Consider the following 14,379-nt stretch of genomic DNA (forward strand, 5'->3'; position numbering starts at 1 on the left):
TCTAGCCTGAATCATAAGAATTAAGGATTGTTCCTTTTATGTACATTCAATCAAATCTTAAACTTCATTAGTATTTTTTACTCCAACTTGTTTCATAACCGCCTCCTTCAGATTAACTTTTTTCTTACAACAGTGATTCTATCCATTGCATTCATCTTTATTACTGTCATTCACTCCTAAAAAAAGGTTTCTCCTTTCAAAAAACCAGTTATTTTATAATCCCTGCACACGATGATACAATGAACTGAAAGCTATTATATCAGTATTATGATTGTAAACAAACAAAAATAGATATAAACATGCGTTATAAAAAAACGCTTAGAAACATTGGCTCTAAGCGCTAAAACTATGGATTGTCATAAAAAAACTTCTGAATATTTCTCGTTAAAAAATATAAGCGTTTGCAATTCTGTCGTCAAATCAATGTATTGAATATTCACATGCTTGGGTACGATCACTCGGTCAGGAGCAAAGTTTAAGATCGCTGATACGCCACCTTTCACAATTTCATCGATTGCTGACTGGGAGTGTTTACTTGGAACCGTTGAAATCGCAACTGTTACTTTTTCTTTTTTGACGATTTCGCCAAACTATTCGATTGGATAAATAAATTGACCATCGATTTCTTGGTTGACGATTTTAGGGTCATTGTCAAATACACAGACGATATTCAAATTTTCATTTCTTCTAAAATTATTGTGCTTTAAAGCTTTCCCTAGATTCCCATACCCAACTAAGGCAATTCGTTTTTCCTCTTCCGTCTTTAAGATCCGATCAAATACTTCGATCAGATAAGGCACTTCATAACCATAGCCACTGCGCCCCAATTCACCTAAATATGAAAAATCTCTACGGATCGACGCAGAAGGTACTTGGGTGATTTGACTAAATTCATTTGATTTAATCCGCTTCACACCTGAATCATTGAGCATTTTTAAATAACGTAAATATAAAGGTAGTCTTTTAGCTGTTGCTTTTGGTAAAACCGCTATTTTTTCTCCCATCTTCAAACTCCTTTGTTAATTTCTTCACATAGTCAGTTTATCATTTATCCTCTCTTAGAGCAACAAGACTGGGACAAAAATTGTCTCAGTCTCTACTAGTATCTCTAAAAACGAATAAACGGTGAGACAAAAGTAGCATCTTCGGAAATAAGCCGAAATTGACCAAAAATTTGAGAATCAATTTTCGGAAATTCCTTCTTATTTCTTGATGCTGAACACTTTTGTCTCAACCTCAAATAAGTGTAAGAACAAATAAAAAGTAATGTTTTTAAAGTATGTTTTATTAAACATAAAAAAACGGTTCAATCTACTTTCTTATTCTTGTCAAAGCTCCACGATAATTTCAAGACTCTTATAACAAATCAGCAAATTCTTCTACTTGTTCAGCTTCGGTAGCTGTATGGATCGTTTCCATTTTTAAACCAGAAAGAGCTCGTTCGATCATTTCTTCGATTGGTAAACGTTCTTCGTATTGATGAACTTTATCAAGGCGTGGTCGAGTCTTTGGTTGAGGTGGGGCAAAAATCGTACAGCAATCTTCAAATGGTTGGACTGAAAGCTCAAAGGTATCGATTTGTTCAGCTACTTCAATGATTTCTAATTTATCCATCGTAGCAACTGGACGAATGATAGGCGTATTCGTTACTTCATTGATAGCAACCATGCTTTGTAAGGTCTGCGAAGCTACTTGTCCTAAAGACTCCCCATTAAGGATAATCAAACCATGGCGTAATCGGCGGATCTCATCCGTTAATCGCAGCATCATCCGTCGAGTAATCGTCATCCAGTACCCTTGTGGAATGTTTTTCTTGATTTCTTCTTGGATCTCAGTAAACGGTACCTCGATAAACTCGATTTTACCGACATAAGGAGTCAATTTTGCTGTTAAATCTTTTGCTTTTTGTAATGCTTGCTCACTCGTGTAAGGTGGACTAGCAAAGTGGACCGCTTCAATTTCGACACCACGCTTCATGGCAAAATAACCAGCCACAGGTGAATCGATTCCACCAGACAACATCAACATGCCTTTACCGCTTGTTCCCACTGGCAACCCGCCTGCTCCTTTAATCGTTTCATAGGATAGATAAGCAGCATCTCGACGGATTTCTACCCGTAGTGGAATATCTGGTTTACGCATTTGTGCTTCTATATCAGGGAAGATATCTACCACCGCATTTCCTAACGTTTGATTTAATTCATTACTTGTTAATTCAAAGTCGTGGTCACTACGTTTCGCAATAATTTTAAAGGTTTCTTTTCCTGTATAGACTTCTTTCATGATAGCTTGAACTGCATCTTTTAACTTTTGAACATCTTTTTCGATTCGAATACTTGGTGAGAAATTTTGGATACCGAAAATTTTAGCCAATTTAGGTATAACTAACGCACTATCAGCACCATTTAATAGTAGGTGCATCCGGTCACGATCAGCATGGATCTTGATTTCGGGAAAATCACTCAATGCTTGACGAACATTTTGAGCAAGTTGCATAATAAAACTTTTACGGTTTTTTCCTTTTGTTGACAGTTCACCATAGCGGACCATGATTTCACTATATTTCACAAAAACACTCCTTATTGATTAATTGATGGTTGAAAATTTCTTATATAATTGTTTAAAAATGATCATAAATTGTTCTACTTCTGCCATAGAATTACTTTCATCTAAACTAATGCGAACAGCTGACGTAGCTAAATCATCAGGCACATGCATGGCATGCAACGTGCTACTTGCAAGGTGTTTACGAGAAGAACAAGCACTAGTTGTAGAAATAAATATTTGTTTTTCTTCTAACGCATGAACAAGGACTTCTCCTCGAATCCCTTTGAGTGAAAAACATAAGATATGTGGTGCATAATCTTCTCCCTCTGAAAAAATAGTCACTTTTTCATAGGCTTTCAAAGCGTTGATCAATGCCTCTTTTAAATGTTTGGTGTGATCTGGCTTTTGAAGTTTTCGATCCAGTACAATTCGTAAGGCTTTCGCCATTGCGACAATCGCAGGAACATTTTCTGTTCCACTTCGCTGATTTTTTTCTTGGCCACCGCCATTAAGAAGCGGTGCTAAACGTCGTCCCTTCTTCCAATAAATAAAACCTATACCCCGTGGTCCATGAAATTTATGAGCTGAAAACGTCGCAAAATCAACTCTTTCGGTCAGCCATTCAGATAAAGAAACTTTTCCGATTGCTTGCACAGCATCCACATGAAAATGGATTTTAGGGTATTCTTTTAGCAACTCACTGATTTCTAAAATTGGTTGGATTGATCCAATTTCGTTATTGACTGCCATGATTGAAACCAACACCGTGTCTTTACGAATTAGTTTCTTCAATTCATCAACAATGACAAATCCTTGATTATTTACTGGCGCTATACTAACTTCTACCCCTAGAGATTTAAGTTGTTCAGCTGTTTCACTTACAGCAGGATGTTCTATCCCAGAGATGATCATGTGGTTTCCATATTCACGTTTTTCAATCATCGTCCCTTTAAGTACCCAATTATCGCCTTCTGTCCCACCAGAAGTAAAATAAATTTCATCTGGAGTAACAGTGATCAGCTCAGCAATTTGTTTTCTAGCTTGTTGTAACAAACGGTTTGCTTGATTGCCTAAATCATGCAAACTTGACGGATTCCCAATAATCCGCTGACTTGTCTTTATATAGGCATCTAAACTTTGCGGAAAGATTGGGGTTGTCGCACTATTATCAAAATATATCATAAGAAACCCCTCTTTTTTGAAATTCTTTACTATTATAACGGTTGTCCCAATTGCTTTCAAGAGGAGGTTGTTTTTTCAGAAAGTTTCGTGTAATTGAACACGAAAAAAGACAACACTTGGTGGATTAACCAGTGTTGCCTTTTTAGTTAGTTTTATTAAACTAAATCAGGATTCTTAAAATAAAAATCTTCAATTCTCTTGAAAGCACCAGGTTCAACACGTTCGAGTGCTGTACCGATCTCGTCCAAAGCTTCTTGATAATGATGTTCCTTATTGAATAAGTAATAACTTTTATCAATTGCTTCTCTGATTTCTTCATGTGTGTGGCGATAACGATTTGCATACTGTAGCATTTGTTCTGTCAGTGCTGCAGCATCCACTAAATCATGCGTTTTCTTATCAAGTAAGTCTAAATCTTCTTCACATAACGTAACTAAGCGATTGACTTCTTCCATATTGACTCTGATTTTATTTAGCACGATACTTAGCTCTTCAATCCGATCAGTTGCCACAAAGAAAAATTCTAAATAATCATTTGGTAGACCAGGCAAACGTTGTTGTTCCACAAAACGTTTTAAATTACGCAATTTAAATTCGAAAGTATCGATTTTTTCTTGCGCTTCTTTTTCACCTTTTCTTAACTCGTGTAGTGAGTCATCGATTTCAACTTGTTGGTTTTCGATATCTTCTAAAACTTTGAATACTTTTTTATAGAAAGTCCGTACTTCAGAATATGGTAGCAAGTGTTGCTGGATTTGTGGTTTCATCTGTTCGTTTTGACGTTCGATTTCTTCCACTTCTGTTTGGAATCCGCGTACTCGACCAATTTCATTATGATTCAACGCATAACTTTGAGCAGTATGATCTAACTCAATCAATAATTGACGATTGTTTTTTGTGGCATGTTTGATGTATTGTTCAATGGTTGCTTGATTGGTTGTGACATAATTTTGGGCTTCCATTTCCCGCTCTAGAATGTCGTAGAGCGAATCAATCATACTAGCAGTTTCACGATTCTCGAATTCAACCGTTTCAACTTCTGTTTTTTCAAGATTTGCTAATGAACTTTCAATACGATGGCTTACTTTTTCAATCTCACCAACAAGATCTTCTTCTGGGAAAACATATTGTTCCTGCATCAATTTTTCATAAGTTTGCTGGATTTCTTCCAGTTGTTCTGGGAAAGTAGTGTTCAAATCTTCAAATAGCGGCGGAACTTTTTTCATCAAAGCTTCAACTTCATACGTATGTTTTTCTGCTTTATCCAAAACTTCTCGAGCTTCAACAGGATCACCTGAAGTATTCAATGCAACAAATTGCGTGAATTCATTTTCGATCATCTTGACTTGCTTTTGTAATTCAGGAAACGCAGGACCGTATTCTTGCTCATCTTCTCTGATTGTTTCTTTCAGTTCTTCATAGACATCCAAAGCTTGCTGAACCGCTAGTGAATTACGTTCTTCTGTTTCACGTAACTCTTTTAGTCCATCACGAATCTCAGAAACTTTCTTTTCCATTTGGTCCATGGTTTTTTCTGCTTCGATCACAGCTTTTTTACCTTTTAAAAATCGGAAACTCTCATTAAGATTTTCTACTTCAAAAATTTGACTTTCTAACTCAGCAAACGAGGAAGTGGATATGTCATTCCATTTTTGACTCCATTCACGAAAGGTATTTTGGCTTTGCCCCACCAGATGCATTTTTTTAACATCATCGACTTCTTCAATCACAGGCAAGTCGAATAATTCTTCCTTGCGCTTTTCCAAGGCGTCCAATCGATCTTGGTTTTTTTTCTTCATATAGTAACTAACCAAAAAGACGACTAGGGCGACTATAATGATTGCTATGACGATTCCGATGATAACATTATTTCCCATTTAAGGTACCTCCGTTTTCAATATGCATCTATTTTTTATGCTTAGTTAAATAATTTGTGTGCATAAAACAATAAATACGTCTTCCGTGCAAAAGACATCTATTGTAAATTATAACACACAATTTTTAAGCATTCACTAACTTCATCGAAAATCTTTTATTCCTACCTAGAAAATAGCATAACCAGTATGAAACGCCGGTTTATTTTGGTTTGTTTCGTCTATTCAAGACTGTTTCTTTCGAGTCGCTTGAGCGATTTGCCGTTGAATTTCTTTGGCGATCTTAGGTTCAGGGGCACACTGCTCTTCCCAGTTATCAGGTTTTAATACCTTACTCGTGACCGGATGATAATGTGGTTTACCATCTGGGAATAATTTCCCCATGTTTGCTTGGTGAACGATCTCAAATATCTTCGTAGGATCAACACCCAATAATGAAAAAGAACCATAAGTAAAATATAAAAGATCGGTTAAAGCATCGACTTGCTCGATCAAAGGTGCTTGTCCCCATTCTTTTTTAGTCAACATTTTTTGTTCTGCTTTCTCTAATGCTTCGTGAAGAGCTGTTACTCCTTCGTGTAATTGTTCCTGATCTCCCTGACAATTGGCCGCAATCAATTCGACTAATTCTTCGATTTTAAATTCTGCACGATAAATGGCTGCTTGTTTCGAAAATGCAGTCGGTACATCAGGTGAACGAGGATCAAAAATTTTATGAAACTCTTCTACTTGTTGAAAGGGTGTTTTCTCAGACATCTTTTTCTACCTTCTTTTCTTACTTCTCTTAACATTTTTACTGAAGTCTAGTCTATCAACTGTTTTAGTAAATCAAACCATAATGCTTCAGTCCTTGATAAATTCCGTCTTTTTCATTGGTATCCGTCACATAATCAGCAGCTTGCTTAACTTCTTTTTGAGCATTCCCCATAGCAACCCCGATTCCGACACCTTCCAGCATCTCAATGTCGTTATAATGATCACCAAATGCCATGATCTCGGTCATTTCGATCCCCATGTCTTTGGCAAAGGCTGCAATTCCTGAAAGCTTTGAGCCACCTTTTGGAATGATATCAACGGTATACGCATTGGACCGTTGAAAGCTGCACTCCGGAAACCGCTCTTCTAATTTTTCTTGTTCTGATTCCTGACTCAATAAAATACATTGGTAAATTGGCTCATCAAGAATCTCCAGTGCCTCATATCGCTTTTTCTGTCGATGTGGGCTAAACATTTGCAGTCCTTTTTTCATCAATCGAACGGGAAATTTTTTTGGTAATAAACTAACTAAACGTTTGATTAAAATCGACTGTCCTAATAGCATCGTGGTCGAACCAGCTAGTTGATCTCTTCCACCAAAAATGATCTGGCGATGGTTCTTATCAGCATATTCCACGATCTTACTTAAAACGACTTGATCAAATGGTTGATCTACAATCGTTCGTTCGGCAGTAAATACCAATTGTCCATTATAGACAACATACATATCTAATTCCAATTCATCAATCACTTCTTTGATTTTAACTGGACTCCGCCCAGTTGCTACACCACACAATATCCCATTTTTTCTAGCATAGCTAATCGCACGTTTAGTCGAAGCAAGTGCTTTTGAACGGTCGTTGACTAATGTGCCATCAATATCAAAAAAAATTGCTTTGATCATTCAACGCTCCCTCTCTAAAATAAATCCATTTGTTGTGGGTTTAAGCCTTCCGGTTTTATTTTTAATATTTTTTGTAAAGCTAACGCATTTTCTGCAGCATCTCCACCAGAATTGTTGTTAAAGATAATTCCGATTTCTTTCGTTTTTGAGCTAACAGATTCAATAGCAGTTGCTAGTTCTCTCAGTTCCTGCTCAGAATAGCGATAAAGAGTTCTTTTTTTACGCCAATCTTTATCATTGGCCTGCCAACCTTGAGCATTTCTTCCGTGAAACCTGAAAAGAGCAAAGTCTGGATTCGTGATGAATGGGTCAAAAGGAACTGTTGTGTTTAACAACTGTGGTTCATCAATTACTGCCAAAGAAAATTCTGCTCGAGTCATGAAGCTTCTCGTGCGCTCAACGAATTCCTCGCTGTACCACGAAAAGTCCCGAAGTTCGATTGCTACCGGATAGCCAGCAAACCATTTTCGAAGCTTACGTAGGTATTGTACACTTTCCTTGGTGCATTTAAAGGAAGCTGGAAATTGGACTAAAAAACAAAAAAGCTTGTTCGCATCACTCATTGGTTTCATTACTTCCAGAAATTTAGCAATCATTTCTTCTTCTGTTTGATAATATTTTTCCCAGTCTCTTTGACCACTAATCCCTTGATACGCCTTAACAACAAAACGAAAATCATTTGGAACCTCTTGCACCCATTTTTCTACCGAAGTTCGTCTTGGGATTCCATAGTAAGCTGTATCAAGCTCCACTAATGGCAAATATCTAGCATACTCATAAAGTGTGTTATTCTTTTTTCCAGTCAATTTATCATGTTCTTTAAATGAGGTTAATCCGATTCGTATCATTTCAAGCCACCTTTGCTTTTCCATCCAAAAATCAACTATGTATAGTGAGATTTACTACTCATTGCTCAATGCCACGGATAGCAAAACTCTTTCATATAGTATACAATAAGCGTTAAAGCCTATGCAAAAATATATGTAAGGAAGTCCGAAAAAAAATGAAAAAAATTCTAATTTTACACACTGGCGGAACGATTGCCATGAGAGAAAATCTTTTAACTGGTGGAGTGAGTCCTGATGTTGTGAATCCTTTGCTAGATGCTGAAATTGAAATTCCAGAAGATGTTGATTTAGTAATAGAAGATATCTTTAATCTTCCTTCACCTCATATCATGCCTAAACATATGTTAATTTTAAAAAATCGGATTAATGAAGCCTATCATTTGGGGTTTGACGGTGTTGTAATCACTCATGGAACAGATACGTTAGAAGAAACCGCCTTTTTCTTAGACACGACGATTGGAGATAAACTGCCGATCGTACTAACTGGCGCTATGCGATCCAGCAACGAATTAGGGAGCGATGGGCTGTACAATTTCGAGAGTGCTATTCGAGTCGCTAGTTGTAAGGAAGCAAATGGAAAAGGTGTATTGGTCGTAATGAACGATGAGATCCACTCCGCACGTTACGTGACCAAAACCCACACGACAAATGTTGCCACTTTTCGTACACCCACATTAGGTCCAATTGGTCTAGTAACAAAACATCGGATCTTATTTATGCAAGAATTACTAGAAACTACACGCTTAGATATCACTTCAGTCAATGGTACGATCCCAATCGTTAAGGCTTATGCGGGGATGCAAGGTGATCTATTAGAAGCTATCGCCCATACCAAAGTAGATGGCCTAGTGATCGAAGCTTTAGGAGCTGGCAATTTACCACCACAAGCTGTAACAGCTTTGAAAAAATTATTAGTACAAAAAATCCCAGTGGTCTTAGTTTCCCGGTGTTTTAATGGGATAGCAGAACCTGTTTATGACTACGAGGGTGGCGGAAAAGAATTAGCAAACATGGGGATTATTTTTTGTAATAGCATCAATAGCCAAAAAGCTCGCATCAAACTACTGATTGCCTTGAATCACGGGTTAAAAGATCAATCATTGATTTCGTTTATTACTCAATAAGTTATAGCTAAATCACATACGAAAATTCCTGACATTAAAATTCCGTTCTAAAAAAATCCAGAGTTCGTTTAGCAATTGAACCAATTTTGCGCATTCTTTTTTCAATCATGGAAGGTTATCGATCCTTACCTATTACTGGATATCCAAAAGTCTTATTTCCATGTTAGAATGTCCAAAAGTATGAACACCTAAAGAATTCTTTATTATTCAGCACTTCGGCAATCAATCAAAAAAGCTCAAAACAGTTTTGTTTTGAGCTTTTTCCGCTTGTTGTTCCTGCTTATTTCCCAGAGCTAGACACTTCTGCGACAACTTCTTTCCGATTGGAACATCGTTTGCTATTAGCTGTTTATTTATTTTTCCAAGTGATATTTGCTTCACAATAGAGTTGTTCTTGCATTCTGATTTCATGTCTTCTTTTCATACCATGTTCCATCTCTACTTGTTCATAATGACTTTCAATTTCATTGCCATATTCCACTTCTTTGTCAAAACGGATCAAAACTTTTTCTGGTACATGTGTCGTCAAGAAATCATAGCCTAAGACATCAATAATCCAGTTGAAATACATGGCATTGTTCACATGTTGGTTACTATCGATATCATAGAAACGCACGCGATAAGGTAACATCATGCCCGATTCGATCTTTTCTATTTTTTCTTGCCGTTTGATTTTTTTGATTTTTTCGCTTTCAAACGGCGCAATAATTTCCTCATTGACACTACTCATTTTCCGATTCACAAAATCCATTAATACAAAAACTGATTCTATTTTCACCAGTTCTGTGCCTTCTTCATCATGAATCCAAAAATTACGATAACAAAAGAATTTATTGTACTCCATGGCTTGTGTTGTTATAGAAATCGTCTCTCCTACTTTTGGCAAACGAGTGATTGTCATTGAATAATTGGTAATGACCCAAGTCAGTCCAAAACTATTGACAAATTTACTACCACAATCAAGCGCATCACTTTGATCTTCCGATGTCTTGATCACGATTCCTAACATTGATGGAAATGTCATGGTCTGATTAATGTCACATTCATAATATGAAACTTCATGTTTTTTTGTATATCTCTTTGCCAAAAAAACACCCTCCTCTTATCTTTTCGCTAATAATTGATCCACTTGTGAACCATAACTTTCCCCAAACATATTTAGATGGGCTAACAAATAATATAACTGGTAAATCGGCAATCGCTTTTCCCAATTTTTTTCCAAAGGATAGACCATTTGATAACTTTGTAAAAACTCTGGACGAAACCCACCAAACAGCTGGCTCATAGCTATGTCCTGCTCACGATCACCGTAAGAAACGGCTGGATCAACGAAGACTGGTTCTCCTTGCTGATCAAAGAACACATTACCACTCCACAAGTCGCCATGCAAGAGGCTAGGGACAATCTTTTTATCACTAAAGTTTTCTAACACGTATTGCTTAAAAGAAATAAATGTTTCTTGGCGGTTTTGATTCCAATGGTTGTTTTTTTGTGCCAAAGCAATTTGACTTTCTAGACGATTTTTAAAGAAGAAAAGCCACCAATCTTCTTCCACATGATTGAATTGCGGAACGGTCCCTAAATAGTTATCCTTTCGATACCCAAATTGAGGAGCGGTTACCTTGTGCAATTTCGCCAAAGAAACGGCTAGATCTTTTTGATCTCCTTTGCCAGGTTCGATCCATTCCATCAAAAGATAGGCACCATCTTTTTGTTCACCCAGCATGTAAGTTTCAGGTACTCGAACGTAGGGAGCTAGTTCTTTTAACCCATCCACTTCCGCTTCAAAAAAAGACTTTCCAATATTAGGATGAAGCTTTAAGAAATATGATTTATTTTGCTCTTCAATTCGATACGTTTGATTAACGTCCCCACCAGTGATAGGTATCACTTTGCCTTCTAATTGGATTTCTGCTAACACCGACTGAATATTCATCTCTACTCCTCCTTACATGCTTTTCCAACCTATTTGTTAGCTATCATTATATCACAGAGAATCTAAAACAAAGAAAATGAGTCTAGTAACTCTTTGTTCAACAGTAAAAGTCCATTGCTCATATTTATAGACAAAAAAAGAGAGGCTTCTTTCAAAATTAGCAATCCTACTAATTTCGAAGACTAACCTCTCTTTCTTTCAATCCCTCATTTACTTTCTTTTTCAGTAATCTGAAACACCAATTCGTCTATTTTCTTCATACTTTGAGTAGAATCAGTTTTTTTAAGCCAATGCGCCCATTGGATCCCAAGGAGCTAAAACGATTGGTTCTTCATTGAAGGCTTGGAGTTGCTCTTTCGACAACAAATCTTTGCGAACAACGATTTGATACGTGTATTCGTTCATCCAATCGTCACTCATTACAAAAAATCCTTTATTGCCAACTTTTTCTCCCCAGCTATTTTCGACTTTCCATTTCGTTGATTTCCCATCAACAAGATCGACTCCCGTCAATACCATCGCGTGGGTCATTAAGCTTTCACCATAATCTAAACGTTGTGCTTTAGTCATCGTAAAATCTACATCGAATAAGTCATCCATATCGTAAACATCCAGTGCCATGACCCCACTATCTCTAGTTGAAGATTGTCCGACATCACAACCAAACCAAACAGACTCTCCTTGTTCCAGTTGGGCAATAGCCAACTGTTTAAACGTTGACATATCTACGTTCAAATAACGAACTTCTTTCCCGCCAACCACATTCCCTAACATTTCTACAGTGTAAGAACGATCAAAAGGTTTGTCTTTTGTCGGTGCATTGATGATGCTAACGTAATCATCTAGTTTTACACCAATATATTTATCATAAAAGAGTTGAGGTGTAAGCTGTTGGTCAATATGATAATTGTTTTCTTCGTCACGGTATTCAAAATCAAATTCTTTTGGTGGTGTTCCTAAGGAGATGGCTAAAAATTGATAGATTCCTTCTAGCATTTCCTCTTTTTTTGCTTGAATCGCTTCAGCAGTTTCACCACCGGCAATCATTTCACGTAAGACCGTCGCATCTTTACGCAACAATTTATTCAAGTAATTATTTAAATCTCGTGAATTTGAACTATTTGCACTTTCTGGCATAACAGATTTAGGAACTACACCATATTTCTGGAAGAGGGAAACGATCATATCCCATTGTCCGCCATCTTGTTGTGGGGTTGTTAATAAAAAGGCTACTTTTCGGCTATCTAAGGCATCATTCCCTGTTGCGATAATATTTTCATAAAAATAATTAGCTTTTTCATATTTGTCCCAGAAAAACGTATAGTTTTGTGATAATTCAAATTCTTTCAAATGGAATTGATTGAGCAATTTATGTCGGAAAGTATTTAATGCTGCAAACATCCAGCAACGACCAGATTGTTTCTGATTTGAAACCTTTCCCGTTGATAAATCAATTGAAAAAACCGGTGTATTAGACACATGGGCAGCCACATTTTCAGCAGAAGCGGTGATCCCATTTTTTACTACCGCTCTTTGTAGAGCTTGTTGCTTGTTGTTTTCTTCAAAACCTTTTGCAAATTTTTTCGTTATTTCAGGTGTAATAGCTTTCATCCAATCATCCTTCCAATCAAAAATATATCTTTAATTCTACCCTTAAGTGGTTTGAAATACAACGACTCACTTTTAATCGTTACAACAAATCGACTGAATCCCCCTCACGACAACCCTTTTTTGTTATTCTCAAAAGTTTTTGAGAATAACAAAAAAACCACAGCTTAGAGGCTGTGGTTGAAGTACTCCGGCAGTAGGACTCGAACCTACGACATCATGATTAACAGTCATGCGCTACTACCAACTGAGCTATGCCGGAATCAAGTACATGTATATAATATCAATTTATCTTAAATAACGCAATACTTTTTTTACATATTTTTTTGTTTTTTCACAAAAATCACTGCACAAAATTTGTTATTTATACAATTTAGAATGATCATCCTATGAAACCAAATTTTTTTTGTTTTAGATATTGACAAAATTGATTATTTTCGTTATTCTATTACTTGTATTAAGAAATCATGCCGCTTTAGCTCAGTTGGTAGAGCGTTTCCATGGTAAGGAAGAGGTCGCCGGTTCAAGCCCGGCAAGTGGCTTACTTAGATAACGTAACCTGTTGTTTTAACAATAAGGTTACGTTGTTTTTTTATCTTCATTTTTTTAAATACTATATGATTTTATAGCTAATAAAACTAAGCTGTAATGAATAGATAGTTGTAAATAAACGTAAAGGACTAGAGCCTTAGATATAAATCTTACGTTTACTCTAATAACGAGTAAACAGTGTTCAATCAACCACTCCTTGCAATAAGCCTGAATTTTTCATAATATGAGAAGCTGTTTCAAGATCCCCATCCTTATTGGCCCTGCAATTACTCATCGCAGTTTCTACTTAGTGAGCGCTCAGATCAAAACGCTCTTTTCGCATCCTCTGATCTACGATGTTCCAAGTAGTATCGAAAATAAGCTGGAGAATCCAAAAAATAAGAAGAACTATTTTTGGATTCTCCAGCTTATTTCTCAGTGCTAAACACTGCTGTCACAACTGCATGTCTTTAAGGGCGTAAATCAACTAGAGGGACTTGGTTATCCAAAGTTCCACTAGGGGATTCAAGTTTAAAACTATTTAAACGGGGGTCTAAAGTTAACGTCATCGTTTCATCCATGTACATTTTTGAATAGTCTTTGATATAAATGGCTCCCATATCACTGTCAATCTTCATTGGATAGTCTGTTTTCTCTTGTTTGCTAGCTAATAACAATAGACGGAAGCTCGTATCTAACGAACACACACCCATCTTAGAATACTTACCCACACCATCATCTAGGTCAAGAATGATGGTGGCACCTTCTTGGATATACTTTTCTAATCTTTCCTGCGCTTTTTCAGAGATTTTTAAATACATATTACCTTCCACCTCCAACTCTCATTACCTTACGATGCTAGCACGTTTCTTTCTATGAAGCGAACCATCTGCTCAGTTCCCGCCTAAACTATTCCTTTTGTTAAAAGTTATCTTTTGAAATACCAGACTAATCGCATCCAGTAAGAAAAACCTATTGTTCAATCGCACTGATAAATTAACTAGTCCTATACTGTGCCCAAAATATATAAAGACAAAAAAACACGATAGAAATTCTATCGTGTCTAAAT

Annotated in this window: 11 protein-coding genes, 2 tRNA genes and 1 pseudogene; 2 read left to right on the forward strand and 12 right to left on the reverse strand. The window is 36.6% G+C overall.

Features of this window, described 5'->3' with window-relative positions; all coding sequences use genetic code 11:
- Positions 1-356: 356 nt before the first annotated feature.
- From AB3I42_RS10235 to AB3I42_RS10265, 7 genes and pseudogenes are all read right to left on the reverse strand, one after another.
- Positions 357-1,004, reverse strand: a pseudogene (locus AB3I42_RS10235) (redox-sensing transcriptional repressor Rex).
- A gap of 352 nt (positions 1,005-1,356) precedes the next feature.
- Positions 1,357-2,568: a tRNA uracil 4-sulfurtransferase ThiI gene (gene thiI / locus AB3I42_RS10240; protein WP_010718731.1), complete on the reverse strand. Its 1,212-nt coding sequence runs from the start codon at positions 2,566-2,568 to the stop codon at positions 1,357-1,359.
- 18 nt (positions 2,569-2,586) lie between these two features.
- Complete coding sequence (locus tag AB3I42_RS10245) at positions 2,587-3,729, reverse strand: cysteine desulfurase family protein (protein WP_368022478.1); 1,143 nt, start codon at positions 3,727-3,729, stop codon at positions 2,587-2,589.
- Between the two features lie 155 nt (positions 3,730-3,884).
- Entirely contained in the window at positions 3,885-5,606 is a 1,722-nt protein-coding gene (locus AB3I42_RS10250) for a septation ring formation regulator EzrA (RefSeq protein ID WP_010718733.1), read from the reverse strand.
- Positions 5,607-5,828: 222 nt separating this feature from the next.
- Positions 5,829-6,359, reverse strand: a complete 531-nt coding sequence (locus tag AB3I42_RS10255; RefSeq protein WP_010738071.1) for a haloacid dehalogenase — start codon at positions 6,357-6,359, stop codon at positions 5,829-5,831.
- Positions 6,360-6,423: 64 nt separating this feature from the next.
- The gene (locus AB3I42_RS10260) at positions 6,424-7,263 is read right to left on the reverse strand and encodes a Cof-type HAD-IIB family hydrolase (protein WP_010738072.1); all 840 of its coding nucleotides are present in this window, start codon (positions 7,261-7,263) and stop codon (positions 6,424-6,426) included.
- Between the two features lie 14 nt (positions 7,264-7,277).
- On the reverse strand, positions 7,278-8,111 hold the full coding sequence (locus AB3I42_RS10265) for a DUF72 domain-containing protein (RefSeq protein ID WP_081123247.1): 834 nt from the start codon (positions 8,109-8,111) through the stop codon (positions 7,278-7,280).
- A gap of 155 nt (positions 8,112-8,266) precedes the next feature.
- Here AB3I42_RS10265 and AB3I42_RS10270 point away from each other — a divergent pair, with 155 nt between their 5' ends.
- Positions 8,267-9,235, forward strand: a complete 969-nt coding sequence (locus tag AB3I42_RS10270; RefSeq protein ID WP_010718737.1) for an asparaginase — start codon at positions 8,267-8,269, stop codon at positions 9,233-9,235.
- A gap of 349 nt (positions 9,236-9,584) precedes the next feature.
- On the opposite strand, the gene AB3I42_RS10275 is transcribed toward AB3I42_RS10270, so the two are convergent.
- The 4 genes from AB3I42_RS10275 to AB3I42_RS10290 form a co-directional block, all read right to left on the reverse strand.
- Positions 9,585-10,322 carry an acyl-ACP thioesterase domain-containing protein gene (locus AB3I42_RS10275; RefSeq protein WP_368022479.1) on the reverse strand — a complete coding sequence of 246 codons (738 nt, stop codon included), beginning with the start codon at positions 10,320-10,322 and terminating at the stop codon, positions 9,585-9,587.
- 15 nt (positions 10,323-10,337) lie between these two features.
- Positions 10,338-11,171: a fructosamine kinase family protein gene (locus AB3I42_RS10280; protein WP_010718739.1), complete on the reverse strand. Its 834-nt coding sequence runs from the start codon at positions 11,169-11,171 to the stop codon at positions 10,338-10,340.
- A gap of 282 nt (positions 11,172-11,453) precedes the next feature.
- Complete coding sequence (locus AB3I42_RS10285) at positions 11,454-12,782, reverse strand: aminopeptidase C (RefSeq protein WP_181914339.1); 1,329 nt, start codon at positions 12,780-12,782, stop codon at positions 11,454-11,456.
- Positions 12,783-12,967: 185 nt separating this feature from the next.
- Positions 12,968-13,041: transfer RNA gene (locus AB3I42_RS10290), tRNA-Asn, on the reverse strand.
- 207 nt (positions 13,042-13,248) lie between these two features.
- Between AB3I42_RS10290 and AB3I42_RS10295 the strand changes: the two genes are divergently transcribed.
- A tRNA-Thr gene (locus tag AB3I42_RS10295) sits at positions 13,249-13,321 on the forward strand.
- A gap of 459 nt (positions 13,322-13,780) precedes the next feature.
- Here AB3I42_RS10295 and AB3I42_RS10300 read toward each other — a convergent pair.
- Positions 13,781-14,131: an iron-sulfur cluster biosynthesis family protein gene (locus tag AB3I42_RS10300; protein ID WP_010718741.1), complete on the reverse strand. Its 351-nt coding sequence runs from the start codon at positions 14,129-14,131 to the stop codon at positions 13,781-13,783.
- Between the last annotated feature and the right edge of the window lie 248 nt (positions 14,132-14,379).

Origin of the sequence: Enterococcus sp. C53, assembly GCF_040887425.1 — a bacterium.
In the GTDB taxonomy this organism is placed as follows: Bacteria; Bacillota; Bacilli; order Lactobacillales; family Enterococcaceae; genus Enterococcus_B; species Enterococcus_B hirae.